The sequence below is a fragment of the Chryseobacterium sp. SIMBA_029 genome (assembly GCF_046535275.1).
Lineage (GTDB): Bacteria > Bacteroidota > Bacteroidia > Flavobacteriales > Weeksellaceae > Chryseobacterium.
Genome location: NZ_JAWRXA010000010.1, coordinates 161,424 through 177,243, shown reverse-complemented (window position 1 = coordinate 177,243; position 15,820 = coordinate 161,424). Strand labels below are relative to the sequence as shown.

Genomic DNA, 15,820 nt, shown 5'->3' with positions numbered 1-15,820 from the left:
TTTTATTTATTATATTATTTCAAAGGAAAATGTTCTGCTTCTTTAATCAGATTGAGAAGAATATTTTCTGTAGATTCCTGACTGAAAGAATGGAGCGATTGTCCTGCCCAAATGCTGACAAAATCAGCATTTTCCTTGAGTTTGGCTGCTTTCAGAAGTCCGGCAGTGAGCTTATTCTGATAGGGATAAGGAAGGATGTACTGTGTGGAATCAATGGCTTTCATAAATGCATTCTGAACTCCTCTCGCATATCTTCCCGAAAAACTTTTGGTTAAAATGATGTCATTCTCTTTTGCGCTTCTCAATCTTTCTTTTTCAAATTCCTTCAATGCGCTTTCTGCAGATCCTAACAATAAACTTCCTACCTGAAATCCCTGTGCTCCCAGAGTTTTAGCTGCAAGTAGGGTTTTAGCGTCATAAATTCCACCTGCATACAAAAGAGGAACATTTACCGTATCATACACTTGTGACAGCAGGGAAAACCCTCCAATTTGAGGAATATTTTCATTGGTAAAACTCCCTCTGTGTCCTCCTGCTTCAATTCCCTGAACACAAATAATATCGATTCCGGATTTTTCTAATATTACGGCTTCTTCAACAGATGTACAGGTTCCGATAAGAATGGTATCATTATTTTTTAACTTCTCAATGCTTTGATGATCCAGATTACCAAATGTGAAACTTACTATCTTGCAGTTTTCTGAAATAAGAACATCTATCTGATCATGATAGCTGCGGATTTTCAGGGTATCTATTTCAGGGAGATCAATACTCATGTGATAATCTGCTGCCAGTTGTTCTATGAACCTTTTAGTTTCAGCATATTGAGCTCTTAACGAATCTGTGATTTCAGGAATTTCATTGACAAAAATATTGACCGCAAATTTTGTATCAGTGAGCTGCTTTGTTCCACGGATTGTGGCTATACAATCATCAACAGACAGATCTCCTAACGGTAAAGAACCGAGACAGCCTGCTTTCGATGCAGCAGCGGCCATCGACGGAGTACTCACTCCAAACATGGGTGCCTGGATCACCGGATATTGGGTTTCCAACAGAGTGGTCACCTGATTTTTCCAATTGATTGTTGAATTATTCATCTTAAGAGATTGAAATTGTTGTAAGACAAAATTATAACTAATTCTGCATCTTTAGTCAGGATGATAAATGATTATTATTAGTTTTTCATTATCGAAAATTTAGTCTGCTATCATTAGGGAAATAATTTTTAAGTAATGGTTGTGCATTGTAGTACCAACCTGATTTTTGAATGAAATTATTTATTAAAAAAGTGCTTTATCATTATTTATTTACATATTTATCCTAGCAAAGTGATATAACATTAATTATTTTCACTACTTTAGTGTATACTAACTCACTAAAAATCAAAACAATGAAAAATTTACTTTTACAAAGCGGGAAAAAACTGAGTAAAAAAGAATTAAAAACGATTGCAGGAGGAATGCTGGATTGTATGCAACCTGTTCTATGTACTCCCGATTATCCTTGCGAAACATACCCTCCGGATGATCCCAGAGCATGTACGCTTATTTCTTCGGGATGTGCTCAGAAAATATGCAGACCTCAATAATTTCAGTATCATAAAACGTCTAACAATACCATTCTTATGTAGAATGGTATTGTCTTTTCAGACAACTGTCTGGCCAACAAGTTCTACTTCCCATTTTCCGTTTTTGTATTCTACAGTAAAATCACTGGAGGAACTACTGCTCCATTTATTAATATAAAATTTATTCGGATCTTTTTTATCTTTTTTAATTTTTGAAATTCCGAAATCGAAAACATCTGTAATTTTAATATAACCGGTTTGACGATTTTCATCTTCTGTAGAAAACAGCACCTTATATTCAGTAGGATTTATCTGGTGAAAATAATCGCAGTCGCTTTCAAAAACTTCAAAATAATAAGGCATTTTTTTAAAATCAAATGTCGTTGCATAAGTTGGTAACAACATCTGATACAGTTCACTGAATTTATTTTTTTCAGATGTAAACATAGGATTCAGGTCGCTAAAATCATCTGTCCCGTCTCCATCTGTATCTTTATTGTTTGGGTTTAGTCCAAAACTTTCTTCAAAAATATCATTATACCCATCATGATCAGAATCTTGTGTCAGATCTTTCAAACTGATTTTAAACAGTTTACCATCCTCAAGAGCTGAATAATCATCATATCCGGGAAGGCCGGGAACTTTTATAATTTGCACCAGGCTTCCTTCCACCTGCAGGAATCCATCTTTAATAATAGGTGTTGTCTGAATTTCATTAAGATAATAATGACTAAAACTTAATCCTAAAAAATAAGCAAAAGACTGATTATTTTCAATCTTCAGCAGCCAATATCCTAAATTATTTCTCCCTAGCGCATACTGAGTATTCCCTAATTCCTGTTTTCCAAAACATAGAAACTCCCCGGAAAATTTATCTTTAAAAAGTTTATAGTCTATATCATAAGTATTTGTTCCTTTCTCATACATTTTCCATTTAGTCTCATGGGCATATACACTATCCTGTTCAAAACTTCTGAATTTTTTAAGGGTAGTGATCGTCAAATAATCCGCTTTTTCCTCAAGAATCTGTTTTGCCGTATAAGGTTTCTTTTCTATATAATTATTCTTTTCTTCTTCCTTACTAAAGCATCGGTCTTCAATTGTCTTTGAACATGAAAGGGTTGTCAAAACAGCAAAGAGATACAGTTTTTTCATCGTTACAATTTTTCTTGTGAATGCAAAAAACGCTCCCAAAAAGATGGAAGCGTTTTTTTATATACGAACTTTAATATTTCTTATACGTTGAATCTGAAGTGCATGATGTCACCATCCTGAACGATATATTCTTTACCTTCTACAGACAGTTTTCCAGCTTCTTTGATCTTTATTTCAGAACCATAGGTTACATAGTCTGCATATTTAATAACTTCTGCACGGATAAATCCTTTTTCAAAATCAGTGTGAATAACACCTGCTGCCTGAGGAGCGGTCCATCCCTGTCCGATTGTCCATGCTCTTACTTCTTTCACTCCTGCCGTAAAATACGTCTGAAGTTTCAATAAGTCATATGCTTTTCTGATCAAACGGTTGACTCCCGGTTCTTCAAGACCTAATTCTTCAAGGAAGATCTGTCTTTCTTCGAAAGAGTCTAACTCGTTGATGTCTGCTTCAATCTGAGCAGCTAATACCACTACCTCAGCACCTTCTTTTTTAGCCATTTCTTCAATCTTTCCGATCCACTCGTTTCCATTTTTGATTGAATTTTCGTCTACATTACAAACGTAAAGTACCGGCTTATTGGTTAAAAGCTGAACATCTCCGATAAGCGACTTTGCAAAGTCGTCCATTGGAAATTCTCTTGCGTTTTTACCGTCTTCTAAAAATTTTTCAAGATTCTGAAGAATTTCGTACGTCAAAAGATCGTCCTTCTTTCCGGATTTAATGAATTTTTTAGCTTTATCAACTGCTTTTCCTACCGTTTCAAGGTCTTTCAACTGCAGTTCAATATCAATAATTTCTTTATCACGTATCGGATCTACAGAACCTTCTACGTGGATGATATTTCCGTTGTCGAAACATCTCAATACATGGATGATCGCTTCACACTCCCGGATATTGGCCAGGAACTGGTTTCCCAATCCTTCTCCTTTGCTGGCTCCTTTTACAAGACCTGCAATATCCACGATTTCAACCACAGCCGGTAATACTCTCTCTGGGTTTACTAATTTTTCTAATTCAAACAATCTTTGATCAGGAACAGATACCGTTCCCAAGTTAGGTTCGATTGTACAGAAAGGATAGTTTGCTGATTGAGCTTTTGCGTTGCTCAAACAGTTAAAAAGAGTTGATTTACCTACATTTGGCAAGCCTACGATTCCACATTTCATAATGAAACTATTTAATTTTTAAAGGTCCGCAAAGATAGTGATTTTAAAGGGAGTTTCATAATAAAAAAAATCTGCCGTTGCTGTGGCAGATTTTATTTATTTTAGTTGTATGTTCTAAGGATTGGCTCCTGTAGCCTCTTGTGCTAACGGAGCGTCATCAGGAGCTTCCTGCAATGTTTTATCTAATGTAAATAAAGATTCATCTGTGGCTCTGTCTCCGCCTGCAATTTTTAACTTATCAATCAAATTGGACGCTAATGTTTCTTCTTCGATCTGTTCCTGAACGAACCACTGCATAAAATTCCAGGTTGCCCAGTCTTTTTCTGCAAGCGACATATCTACGATCTGATAAATAGAAGTGGTATTATCCACTTCATGCTTGAAGACCCCGTCAAAACATTCTGTAAGGGATTCAGGATCTTTCGGAGGAGCCGGAATGGCATCTACTTTAGGTTTTCCGCCTCTGTTGAGTACGTATTCCATGAATTTAATGGAGTGATTTCTTTCTTCCTGTGAATGCCTGTAAAGGAAATTGGCGATTCCCTGATAACCTTTGTCGTCTGCCCATATTCCATAAGATAAGAAAGTATGAGAGGCAAGAATTTCTTTGTTCATTTGGTCACTTAATGCTTTTTCCAGGGTTGGGGAAAGTCTGTTCGTATTCATAAAAGTATATTTTTGTGTGATTATGAATAATATGATGCAAAAATGATTCCGAGAAGATTATTAATTTTAATTAAACAACAAAACATAGTTTATAATAAACTGATATTCATTAATTTGAATTGATAATTTATAGTTATTCTAAAATAATAAATCCGATTTTAAATAACCAATGGTCTAAGCATCATAAAAGTTTAAAAGAACAATAAACTAAGCCGGAAACAATTTCCTCCATTTATGGATCGTATTCCGGCTCATTTTAAAGTGACCTGCTAATTCTGTATTATTGAGTTTGTGTTTTTTCTGAAAATCTAATATCTGCAGTACTGCCACTTTATCATAAGAACGGTGTTTTTGGCTTGGTGCTCTTTTCCCATTTATGTCTTTACCAAAAAGAATTTCATTAACAGTAATAACATCCAGCATAGTAAGCTCCGTTTTGGAAAGAATATAATGACATGCTGTTCTTTTATCCGGATAACGGGTATTGATCATATCCAGATAAATTCTTTTATAGTTGGGCGTCCGGCTGTTTTCTGTTATTTTTTTTGATTCCACTCTTGGTTTACAATTATTATCAATCACTTATATTTATGGAGCCATTTATATAGTGTCGTTTTTGGAATGTTATATTCTTCAATAATCTCTTTTTTAGATTTTTCTCCGGAGGAAATGAGTTCTAATATAAATGCTATTATTTCTTTAGTATATAAACTCTTTCTGAACTGTGGCACTACAGACTGCTGTGGTATCTTTTCATGCTTAATATCCCCATTTCTTCTTCTCTGAGGAGAATATAGAACTAAGTGGTGGGAGTAAACCCTAAAGAAATCATATTCTAATAATTTGCTCCATTTCAAAAGTATATATGTGGAAAGGTTTTCCTGAGCAAACATTTCTTTCAACTCTGATTCAAAACAATTAAAAAAACGACATGCCCGGTCAATGTCCATAGCCACTTCCTGGAAACGGCAATGTATTAATCTTCCGACGTGTATATCTTTGAAATTCAAATTAATTGCAGGCAATAGATGATGTTGATAATACGCCGGTATCGCTTACTGTTATTTTGTAACAGCTTCCGTTAGGCGATTTTAGGATCATAATATCAGAGAGGTTTTTCCACTGAAGCTTTCCTGACAGTGATGTTGTATTACCGTTTAAAGCCATAATCTGGCCGTTAGTTCCGGTCTCAGCCGGGAAACTATAGGTAGATTGTGCTGTCCCGGATATACTGTTAGCCGTAAACTGTATACCATTTGTTGTATTTGCCTCTACCCTGGCCACAGCACCTGAAGTTTTACTGACTTCCATTCTCGAATAGGGGTTTGAGCCGGTACTGCTTCCCCAAAAACTAGTAGAGGCAGTAGTAGTCTGGCTTACAAAAGCTGTAACTCCTGAATTAAACTGTAGAACTGACAAACCATTTGCATCTTTTACGGCAAAATTACCTGTTCCTTTCCCAACTCCCAGTAAAGAATATTCTGTTGCAGCAGAAAGATTACTATTGTTTGCAATCGTCATGCTTGTAATCGGGCTGCCCGTCAAATCATTTTTATAATTAGTCAGCTCATAAAATAACCCTGTAGAAGTATCCTGATATTTGGAAGTAAAGTTTCCATTAACATCTAAAGTTTTTTGCGGGTTGCTGGTATTAATTCCTACCTGTGAAAATAAAATCTTCAAACTGAAACAGCATAAAAGCATTGTCATTTTTTTCATTCTAAAAGTATTTTTATGCTGCAAACCTAAGCGTGAATATCTTACTTTACAACAAAAGTGTTTTAGAAATCATGAATAAATAAAGAAAAAAAACCAATCAAACAATTGAAAATCAATAAATTAATTCTTTTTTCTCTTTAGTCTGCTTAATAAAATCTGAAGGCGAAATTCCGGTTATATTTTTAAAATTCGTAGCAAAAACACTATGGGAAGAGAATCCACAGGCTTCTGCCAGGTAACTGATTTTATAGTTTCTATATGCAGGATCATTAATGATTTTTGAACATATAAAATCGATTCTCAATTCATTAATGTAAGTATTATAATTTTTCCCCTTACTGCTGTTAATGACTTCGGAAAGATAATTTGTATTGGTATTAAACTGTGACGCCAAAAGTGAAAGGCTAAGTTTTGGGTTGATGAATTTTTCCGTCTCTTCAAATTTTCTAAGTTTTTCCAGAATATCTTTTTCCCTGACTTCCGGAATATTCATTTCTTTTACTTGTTTTGAGGGAAAATTGGGTCCTTGATCATCTGAAATAGCCTTAGTTTCCAGTTTCTTAATAATACTTTCATAAAGAAACTTTTGCTTTTTATTTTTTTGACGGTTATAATATAAAACAATACACAGCAATATGGTAAAAAGAACACATGCTCCAATTAATATCATTTTAAAACGTACCGCTTTAGCCTCGGTTTCTTGTCTGCTCTTTTCAAGGGAGGAAAAGGCATATTTCACCGCTTCTTTTTGGGAGCCGTTCAGTGTTTTCTCAAATTCTTCCTGCTTCTTTTTATAGAATAAAGCCTTATCCTGATTGCCGTTTTTATCATATATGCTGGACAATAACGCATAGTTTGTACTCAGGTTGGGGTCTTTTACTTTCTGGAGATATGAGGTGGCTTTATTAAGATAATCTAAAGCACGGTTTAAATTATTTTTTTGATATTCAAGAACTCCCAAGTTATTATAAGACAGATTTAAAATAAAGGGATTTGAACTGATATCAGGAAGCTGTATTGTTTTCTCAAAATAATAATAGGCCGAATCTTTTTTGGTATCCAGATAGATACTTCCCAAATTATAATATCCTGTACTGTATCTCAATAGTTTTTCTCTTTCTGACAAACCTGATTCTTTGTAAAATTTAAAAGCTTTATTTAAAAGTGCAGCAGGTTTTTCTGTTTTTTTCTGTAGAATATCATAAAGAGCCAGCTGATAATAAAGATCTCCGGTCATTTTGTTTTTAATTTTAGGATCTTCTATTTTTCCGGCAGTTTCCAGCCCTTCCCTTGCATATTGCTCTGCTTCGGCAAATAATCCCATCACAGCGTACGTTCCCGACTTATGAAGCAGCACATCACTTGTAACAGCCGGATCATTTATACTCCCGGATTCATTTTCTGCCCTGTTAATGAATACCATTCCTTTTTTATGGTCTCCGGTCAATAGGTAAGCTTGCGAAACATATAATAAAGTATTAATTTTATCTTTACTATCAGCATTTTGATATACTTTTTCCCAGCTCTGTAAGGCCTGATTCGGATTCGTTTCAGACATTTTTTTGAAATCATCAATAGGATTCTGAGCATGAATATTCATGAACAAAAATAAAAACAAAGCAATACAGCAGTTTTTCATAAGAAAAAATAATTAAAATGTACGTTCAATATAATCAAACAGATCTGATACAGTATATATCCCAAAACTATAATGAACAAATAAATTTACTAATAAAATCCAGTCAACAATAACTTTCTATGGACGCAAGAGGTTTATCCGAAAAAGAAACAATCTTGATTCTGTATAATTTTATACTAAAAACCAGTCCTATTCAAGAACTGGTTCTATTTTATTTTTTAAAGTAGGTCTTTTACTTTATTTTTTTTGCCATATAATCACTTTCGTTTCCTAATCGGTCAATAGCTTTTATCGCAACGGCATTTAGCGTTTTTCCGTCTTTATTTTTAGGAATTTCTTTTGAAAGAGTATCTAATGTCAGAATATCTGTTTCCCAAACTCCGTTGTATTGGGTGAAAAGTACCCACTGAAAAACATCACCGATCTTTTTATTGCTCCAGCTTGCCTGTATGACATTTCCATTGTCATTGATGAATAACGTAGGCGTTTGCAGCGGCAATGCTTTTATCCACGGACTTTTTGGAACGAGCGCTTTTTCCTGATACGGTCCGTTTTTCAACGTCGGAAGCATATTTGAATTTTTTGTCAGCCCTGCAATGCTCCAATGAATTTCTCCGGCATCACTTTTTAATACTTGCCTAGAAATTTCAATCTGATTTTTGATTTCCGTAGGTCGGTCTGAAACTTTTATTTCTACCGTATTCAATCCCGGCCATAAGTGGCGGTTCATGGTGTTTTCGGATTTCCACCAATTGAGCAAACCTTCAAAAGGCTGACCTTTTGATTCGATCGGCCAATACAATTGCGGCGAAAAATAGTCTACCCATCCTTTGTTCAGCCATAATTTTGCATCAGCATACAATTCGTCATACTGGGAAGAACCTACAACACCTGCAGGATATCCAGGTTTCCAGATTCCAAACGGACTGATTCCGAATCGTACGTAATTTTTCTCTGCATGGATTTCTTTATAGATACGTTCTACAAATTTATTTACATTATCTCTCCTCCAATCTGCTCTGGATAAGGTGCCGCCACTTTGTACATAAGCATTCCATGTAGCATTATCCGGAAAGTCTGCTCCTTTATTGTAAGTGGCATACGGATAAAAGTAATCATCAAAATGCACTGCATCGATGTCATATCTTTTCACAATATCTTTCACCACATTGGAAACATGCCCCTGTGTTTTAGGATTGGAAGGATCAAACCAATACATTCCGTTTTTTAATCTTACAACAATATCAGATAGTTTATTGGCCATTGACAGCTCATTAACAGCTCCTCCATTGGTGTGGTGGGCTCTGTAAGGATTTAACCAAACATGAAGCTCCAACCCTCTTTTATGGGCTTCATCAATCCAGAATTGAAGAGGATCATAATTCGGATAAGGAGGAGTTCCTGTTTCACCGGTCAGGAAGTAAGACCAGGGCTCAATAGAGCTTGTATATAAGGCATCCGCAGATGGACGTACCTGAAAAATTACGGCATTGAAATTATTATTTTTCAAAGTTTCCAGCATACTTATCGCTTCTGCTTTCTGCTGTTCTACGGAAAGATTATTTCTTGAAGGCCAGTTGATGTTCGCCACACTTGCAACCCATGCCCCACGGAATTCCCGGTTGATGGCAGGAAGGTTTACTTTAAAAATTTCGTCTGAGGGAGCAACAGTCGGAACCGGCTTGGTAACCACAGGTACTGGTGGCTTTGTAGGAGTTTTAGCTGGCTTCGTCGGAGTTTTATTGGGAACTGTTTTTACGGTATTGCTTTGCACAGAGCAAGAACTGCTGTATGACGCAAAAATACCTAATAAAAAAACAAGCTTTAATTGATTCATTTTCATAGGCTGCAAAACTACATTAAATATTTTTTTTAATCTTTTAAAAATATCATAATAAAATGAATTATCATTTAATTTTTAAATAAAAAAAGCCCCGAAATTCGGGGCTCTATATGTATAAATATGGGTTTTATTAAGCTTTCCCAGATCTTTCCATTCTTTTTCTTTCTTCTTCAGAAAGGACTTTCTTTCTCATACGGATAAAGTTTGGTGTAACTTCAATCGCTTCGTCAGATTGGATGTATTCCATACATTCTTCAAGAGAGAATAAGATTTTTGGTGCAACACCAGTATCTTTATCTTTTCCTGAAGCTCTCATATTGTTAAGCTGTTTTGCTTCCACTATGTTTATCACTAGGTCACCAGGCTTGTTTTGTTCACCGATGATCATACCTGCATAGATTTCCTCACCCGGATCAACATAAAACTTACCTCTATCCTGTAGTTTAGCGATAGAATATTCTGTAGCCGGACCTTGGGTTTTACTAACCAATACTCCATTACTTCTTCCAGGAATAGCACCTTTGAAAGGCTTGTATTCTGTGAAACGGTGTGCCATAATAGCCTCACCAGCAGTAGCTGTCAACATCTGAGAACGCAATCCGATCAAACCTCTTGAAGGAATTTCGAATTCCATATGCTGCATTTCCCCTTTAGTTTCCATTACGTGAAGGTCACCTTTTCTCTGAGTAGCTAAGTCGATTACCTTAGAAGCATATTCATCCGGTACGTCTACTACCAAAGATTCATAAGGCTCACATTTTTCTCCATCGATTTCTCTCAAGATAACCTGTGGCTGGCCAATGGTCATTTCATATCCTTCTCTTCTCATTGTTTCAATTAAAACTGACAAGTGAAGAATACCTCTACCGAAAACCAAGAAAGTGTTTGCATCTCCAGTTTGTTCAACTCTTAATGCTAAGTTTTTCTCTAATTCTTTAGTTAATCTTTCTTTCAGGTGATTAGAAGTTACATACTTTCCATCTTTTCCAAAGAAAGGTGAATTGTTGATAGAGAACGTCATGTTCAACGTTGGCTCATCAATAGAAGTTCTTGGTAATGGTTCAGGATTTTCAAGATCTACGAAAGAATCACCGATTTGGAAAGCGTCAAAACCTACAACAGCACAGATATCTCCGGCCTTTACTTCTGTAACTTTTTTCTTACCTAATCCTTCAAAAACGTAAAGTTCTTTTACTTTTCCTTTCAATACTTTACCGTCTGCCTGGGCTAAACCAATCCACTGAGATTCCTTGATCTCTCCTCTGATTACTTTTCCAATAGCAATTCTTCCTAAGAAAGAAGAAAAATCTAAAGAAACGATCTGCATCTGAAGATTCCCTTCTTCAACTTTCGGTTCTGGAACGTATTGTAAGATACCATCTAATAATGGGAAAATATTTTCTGTTTGCTCTAATGATGTATTGAACCAACCTTGTTTTGAAGAACCGTAGAACGTTGGGAAATCCAATTGTTCCTCAGTAGCTTCAAGAGCAAAGAATAGATCAAATACTTTATCATGAACTTCGTCAGGACGACAGTTTGGTTTGTCAACTTTATTAATAACAACTAATGGTCTTAACCCTAATTCTAATGCTTTTTGCAATACGAATCTTGTTTGAGGCATTGGCCCTTCAAAAGCATCTACTAATAGAATTACCCCATCTGCCATTTTAAGAACTCTCTCTACTTCACCACCAAAATCGGCGTGACCAGGAGTGTCGATTACGTTAATTTTAACGTCTTTATAAGTAACAGAAATATTTTTAGATAAAATGGTAATTCCCCTTTCTCTTTCAAGATCGTTGTTATCCATTATTAATTCTCCACTTTCCTGATTTTCTCTGAAAATGTTAGTAGCATGAATAATCTTATCAACCAAAGTCGTCTTCCCGTGGTCAACGTGTGCGATAATCGCAATATTTCTAATGTTTTGCATGAATGATTTTTACGGGTGCAAAAATAGTGTTTTTTAATGAATTAATTGATAACAAGATTAATTATTTAACAAATTCATAATGAGAGCGTTAAATCAAACCACCCGTTAAAGCCCTAAAATAGAATCATTTATGATATTTTCCGAATGATAAATTAAAAATATAAGATTAAGTTTAAATGAGTAATCATCTCCATATTTTTTGAAACAATAAATAATACGACGAGTTCTGTCGTTGTGCGCCCCTACTTTTGTTGTATAGATTTCCTGCAGGAATGTATATAATTAATTATTAACCTTTATCACAAAAAAAAATGTCAAACAATTTAAATTTATTAACGATTTCAGAATTTATTGGTACTCATGATCCTTCTTTAGATAAGGACATCGTAACATTAATAGATGATTTTACGGGAGAGCTTGTCAATTTCAAAAACGACAACACGATTCCTGCTGATGGAAAATATTTGTATTTTACAAAAACAAATACAGATAGCAACCCTGCTAATTACAGAAGAATGCATACGGGAAATATTTCTGTCAGAATCAGTGGGGCTTCCGGTGATGGAAATACAAATGATTACTGCGAAATCCAAAAGCTTCTTGACGAAATGGAAACCGGACAGGTTTTGTATCTTGAACATAAAAGATATATGCTTTTTAATACTTTACAGATCAATAAATCTATTAAGATTATGGGTTCTGCCACCAAAGATAAAGAAACCCCTCCTTTTCTTATCACCCATAATAACGATGGCATTGTAGTGAATGCTAGAGGAGTTGTTCTAGAAGGATTCGGAATCTACAATATAAAATCATACGCAGAAACTCCTAATAATTTTACCGGAATTAAAATCAATGGAAGCAAAGGTGCTCCAGCTTATGATATGATTGTAAGAGATCTATCAATTCTCGGATACAAAACAGGATTAGAAGTCAATTATCTGTGGTCTTCACAAATTCAGACTCTTAAAACTGGTAATTGCCAGGTAGGAATTCTTGTTAAAGGAAAATCAGTTAACAATGAAATATCCAGTAATACTTCGCTTTCATTTGATTTCGCCACTGCCGATAGTAAAGGAATCTGGTTTTTAGGAGAAAAGGAAGAAGAGACGGAAAAAGAAGGCTGGAGAATTATTGACACATTAATTTATGGAGCTTATGATGCCATTTACGCAGAGAAAACATCTCACGTAAATTTCATGAACAGTATGATTGATTTCTGCCAGCATATAGGTATTGTTCTGTTAAATAGTTGCTTTAACTGGAATATAAACAGCAATTACATTGCTCTTGATCAACCTGGATATGGAATATCATTAACAAATAGCATTGTCAATCCTTCAATGGTTAGAGGGCATAAAATCATTGATAATGATATACTTAGTTATAATACTGTAAAAAATAATAACATATCAATTGGCGTGAATATAGTTGGCTTAGAATCATTATATGATGACGTAAGAGGCAATTCTATAAAAAACTTTAAAGCCTACGACATTAGAGCTCTTGAAGGATTAAAAACCACTATCAGCAACAACAAATGTCTATCGGAAATTGAACCTAATATTGTCAGCAACTTTATCACCAATGATAATTTAGGAACCGTGTATTATCAGAATGTAAATGATTCTCTTCATTTAGGAAAAGTAAAAATAACGTATGCGGATGCTTATCCTACTACATCCTCTTCTGAGTGGAAACGCGGTGATATTATTTTAAATGTAGGACCTGCTGTAGATGCACCTATCGGATGGGTAAATACCACCGACGGAACAAACACCTGGAAACCGTTTGGAATTATAACTGCTTAAAACTTTTACATCTGGCTTGTGCTAAAACATCTCCTTTTGGAGGTGTTTTTTTTTGTTTTTCTGTGGTCTATAATCTCTCTTCAAGCATCCTCTCAATACTCTTTGAAACAATAAATAATACGACGAGTTCTGTCGTTATGCATCCCTACTTTTACTTATAGATTTCCTGCAGGAATGTATATAATCATTAATTAACAAATCAACCAACACATGACAACAATTGAATTAAATGATCCATTCACTGGAGAATGGACAAGCTTTTTAGAAACAGATTTCACCTATGAAGGCAGCGCTATTACCGATGCTTTATGTGATGATATTATTTACAAAAAAGTGACTGGTAAGTATTACCGCAGAATCCTGATTGAAAATATCGTTAACGCGATATGGTTTGGAGTAACCGGTAATGGAACGACTGATGATACGACTAAAATCAATGAAGCGATTACTAAATCTGCTGCGATCAATGGAATCTTATTTTTTCCGGAAGGCAGATATAAAATTACGGGATCTGGATTGAATTTATTAAACAATTCCAATCTGTTGGGAATAGGAAAAAGTACTGTTTTCGAAATGGACGACAATGCTGATTGGTGTATATCCGCAAACAGCGGTAATGGCGGAACCACTAATATTAGTGATAATATAAAAAACATTACCGTTAAAAATATTCATTTTAAAAGTGTAAACAATCAGTTTTCTGAATTTAAATATCTTATGAATCTTAATGCGGTGAGTGACGTGATCATTGAAGGCTGCTACTTTACCCAATTCAGAGGAGATGGCATTTACATCGGAAGTTCTAATATAGAAGGTTTAGAGCGGCATAATGAAAGAGTATTTGTTAGAAACTGTCACTTCGACGGCGTTAATCATGCCAATAGAAACGGAATTTCTATTATAGACTGTAATGTTGCAGCTATTGAAGACTGTACATTTGCAAATTGTAGCTTAGATGAACCCATTCCCATAGGAAATGATAAAGTAATCCCTAGAATGCCTGGTGCTATTGACATTGAACCTGATATACATGCTTTCCATATTGTTAAAAATATCACTATCAGGAATAACACATTCAAAAATGTCGGCGGAAGCCCTGGGGTAATCTCTATTGTCATCAATAAAATTACTACAAACTGTGGCAATATTGTCATTGAGAATAATTACATTTCTGAATGCACCAACGCAAACGCCATTTGTATCTCTACTTCCAGAGGAGCTACATCATTTGAAGAGTTAAATGACTGTATGGTAACAGTACAGAATAATATTTTCGAAGGTACTCCAGGTTTTGATAACCGGGCAATGACGATAACCGCATCAAAGAATGTGAAAATCTTTGATAATAAGTTTAGTAATTTTGATCGTTCATGTATTATTTCTTATGAAGAACCCGATAATATTGCAGAAAAGTCTTACGTTTCCGATCTTTATATGGAGCGGAATTTATTTCAAAAACTAGGTCTTACAGAACAAGTAAGTTTCAGTTGCTTTAATATTAAGAACTTCCAGTTTAAAAACAATGAATTAAGAGGAGTTTCTGAGGGAAACACTGTCAACAACTTCTTTTTCTATTTCATCAGAGGGGTTTCTTCAGAAATTATTTTTGAACGTAACAAATTCATCAATTCTTCCGGATATACGATCGTCATGGCACCTTCTTATAATACCGAAGAAAATACAAATACATTCACCAATAATCATTTTGATGGTTTATATAACTGGAACTTCCATTGGCTGAGAGAGAGTGCTCCGCTTACTTTTAGAAATGCAGCTCCACCCAACGGACATATTTTTTATGATGAAACCAACAATGTTTCGCAGATCTATTTAGGCGGAACATGGAAGACCATTACAATGGAACCTTAATTTTTTGAAGACAGCTCTTTTGGGCTGTCTTTCTTTAGTAGTAAACACTCCATCCATAAATGAAAACGATTTGAATAAGAACAACCAATCCCCATTTTAACAAAAATGACTTTTTTGAAATCTTATGCCTGAAAACAAGCATTCCTGTTGCGGCGCCTATTGTACCTCCAAAAAAGGTAAGAATTAAGAGTGTGTTCTCAGAGATTCTTTGTTGATGTTTCACCGCTTTTCTTTTATCTAACCCGAATATTGCAAAACATACTACATTGATAAAAATCAAAACTATAGCTATCATATCTGCAAATGTATGATAAAATTAAAATGAGTATCACTCTAGTTTAAAATCATGGTGATGGCTGAGGTTGTCGAGCTATAGTTGTTAATAAAAAATGATTTCCAGGATGCTGAAAATCATTTTTTATTGTAAAATTTTAAAAAGA

The 15,820-nt window shown here is 34.9% G+C and carries 14 protein-coding genes; 3 read left to right on the top strand and 11 right to left on the bottom strand.

What is annotated here, in order from left to right; all coding sequences use genetic code 11:
• Nucleotides 1-14: 14 nt before the first annotated feature.
• The gene (locus SB679_RS18565) at nt 15-1,142 is read right to left on the bottom strand and encodes an NAD(P)H-dependent flavin oxidoreductase (RefSeq protein ID WP_410703820.1); all 1,128 of its coding nucleotides are present in this window, start codon (nt 1,140-1,142) and stop codon (nt 15-17) included.
• A gap of 251 nt (nt 1,143-1,393) precedes the next feature.
• On the opposite strand from SB679_RS18565, the gene SB679_RS18560 reads away from it, so the two are divergent.
• Nucleotides 1,394-1,591 (top strand): bacteriocin, encoded by a 198-nt coding sequence (locus tag SB679_RS18560; protein WP_410703792.1) that lies wholly within the window; start codon nt 1,394-1,396, stop codon nt 1,589-1,591.
• A 57-nt stretch (nt 1,592-1,648) separates the two neighbouring features.
• Here the strand turns inward: SB679_RS18560 and SB679_RS18555 are convergent, their stop codons facing one another.
• The 9 genes from SB679_RS18555 to typA form a co-directional block, all read right to left on the bottom strand.
• The gene (locus SB679_RS18555; protein WP_410703791.1) at nt 1,649-2,725 is read right to left on the bottom strand and encodes a hypothetical protein; all 1,077 of its coding nucleotides are present in this window, start codon (nt 2,723-2,725) and stop codon (nt 1,649-1,651) included.
• 80 nt (nt 2,726-2,805) lie between these two features.
• The gene (gene ychF / locus SB679_RS18550) at nt 2,806-3,897 is read right to left on the bottom strand and encodes a redox-regulated ATPase YchF (RefSeq protein ID WP_317742471.1); all 1,092 of its coding nucleotides are present in this window, start codon (nt 3,895-3,897) and stop codon (nt 2,806-2,808) included.
• A gap of 114 nt (nt 3,898-4,011) precedes the next feature.
• Nucleotides 4,012-4,563: a ferritin gene (locus SB679_RS18545; protein ID WP_034711598.1), complete on the bottom strand. Its 552-nt coding sequence runs from the start codon at nt 4,561-4,563 to the stop codon at nt 4,012-4,014.
• A gap of 207 nt (nt 4,564-4,770) precedes the next feature.
• Complete coding sequence (locus SB679_RS18540) at nt 4,771-5,118, bottom strand: helix-turn-helix domain-containing protein (protein ID WP_410703790.1); 348 nt, start codon at nt 5,116-5,118, stop codon at nt 4,771-4,773.
• Nucleotides 5,119-5,141: 23 nt separating this feature from the next.
• A complete protein-coding gene (locus SB679_RS18535) occupies nt 5,142-5,456 on the bottom strand; it encodes a helix-turn-helix domain-containing protein (RefSeq protein WP_410703789.1) in 315 nt (104 codons plus the stop codon).
• 118 nt (nt 5,457-5,574) lie between these two features.
• Nucleotides 5,575-6,282 carry a hypothetical protein gene (locus tag SB679_RS18530; protein ID WP_410703788.1) on the bottom strand — a complete coding sequence of 236 codons (708 nt, stop codon included), beginning with the start codon at nt 6,280-6,282 and terminating at the stop codon, nt 5,575-5,577.
• Nucleotides 6,283-6,394: 112 nt separating this feature from the next.
• Nucleotides 6,395-7,921, bottom strand: a complete 1,527-nt coding sequence (locus tag SB679_RS18525; RefSeq protein ID WP_410703787.1) for a helix-turn-helix domain-containing protein — start codon at nt 7,919-7,921, stop codon at nt 6,395-6,397.
• A gap of 232 nt (nt 7,922-8,153) precedes the next feature.
• The gene (locus tag SB679_RS18520; RefSeq protein WP_410703786.1) at nt 8,154-9,764 is read right to left on the bottom strand and encodes a glycoside hydrolase family 10 protein; all 1,611 of its coding nucleotides are present in this window, start codon (nt 9,762-9,764) and stop codon (nt 8,154-8,156) included.
• 130 nt (nt 9,765-9,894) lie between these two features.
• Nucleotides 9,895-11,700: a translational GTPase TypA gene (gene typA / locus SB679_RS18515; RefSeq protein ID WP_034711603.1), complete on the bottom strand. Its 1,806-nt coding sequence runs from the start codon at nt 11,698-11,700 to the stop codon at nt 9,895-9,897.
• A 311-nt stretch (nt 11,701-12,011) separates the two neighbouring features.
• Between typA and SB679_RS18510 the strand changes: the two genes are divergently transcribed.
• Nucleotides 12,012-13,511 carry a hypothetical protein gene (locus SB679_RS18510; RefSeq protein WP_410703785.1) on the top strand — a complete coding sequence of 500 codons (1,500 nt, stop codon included), beginning with the start codon at nt 12,012-12,014 and terminating at the stop codon, nt 13,509-13,511.
• 210 nt (nt 13,512-13,721) lie between these two features.
• Nucleotides 13,722-15,380 (top strand): glycosyl hydrolase family 28-related protein, encoded by a 1,659-nt coding sequence (locus SB679_RS18505; protein WP_410703784.1) that lies wholly within the window; start codon nt 13,722-13,724, stop codon nt 15,378-15,380.
• A 34-nt stretch (nt 15,381-15,414) separates the two neighbouring features.
• Here the strand turns inward: SB679_RS18505 and SB679_RS18500 are convergent, their stop codons facing one another.
• Nucleotides 15,415-15,675: a DUF1294 domain-containing protein gene (locus tag SB679_RS18500; protein WP_410703783.1), complete on the bottom strand. Its 261-nt coding sequence runs from the start codon at nt 15,673-15,675 to the stop codon at nt 15,415-15,417.
• Nucleotides 15,676-15,820 lie beyond the last annotated feature (145 nt).

Coding starts and splice junctions, on each gene's coding strand:
- SB679_RS18510 (WP_410703785.1), top strand. CDS start 12,012: ATGTCAAACAATTTAAATTTATTAACGATTTCAGAATTTATTGGTACT.
- SB679_RS18535 (WP_410703789.1), bottom strand. CDS start 5,456: ATGTTTGCTCAGGAAAACCTTTCCACATATATACTTTTGAAATGGAGC.
- typA (WP_034711603.1), bottom strand. CDS start 11,700: ATGCAAAACATTAGAAATATTGCGATTATCGCACACGTTGACCACGGG.
- SB679_RS18560 (WP_410703792.1), top strand. CDS start 1,394: ATGAAAAATTTACTTTTACAAAGCGGGAAAAAACTGAGTAAAAAAGAA.
- SB679_RS18545 (WP_034711598.1), bottom strand. CDS start 4,563: ATGAATACGAACAGACTTTCCCCAACCCTGGAAAAAGCATTAAGTGAC.
- SB679_RS18530 (WP_410703788.1), bottom strand. CDS start 6,282: ATGAAAAAAATGACAATGCTTTTATGCTGTTTCAGTTTGAAGATTTTA.
- SB679_RS18520 (WP_410703786.1), bottom strand. CDS start 9,764: ATGAAAATGAATCAATTAAAGCTTGTTTTTTTATTAGGTATTTTTGCG.
- SB679_RS18505 (WP_410703784.1), top strand. CDS start 13,722: ATGACAACAATTGAATTAAATGATCCATTCACTGGAGAATGGACAAGC.
- SB679_RS18525 (WP_410703787.1), bottom strand. CDS start 7,921: ATGAAAAACTGCTGTATTGCTTTGTTTTTATTTTTGTTCATGAATATT.
- SB679_RS18500 (WP_410703783.1), bottom strand. CDS start 15,675: ATGATAGCTATAGTTTTGATTTTTATCAATGTAGTATGTTTTGCAATA.
- SB679_RS18555 (WP_410703791.1), bottom strand. CDS start 2,725: ATGAAAAAACTGTATCTCTTTGCTGTTTTGACAACCCTTTCATGTTCA.
- ychF (WP_317742471.1), bottom strand. CDS start 3,897: ATGAAATGTGGAATCGTAGGCTTGCCAAATGTAGGTAAATCAACTCTT.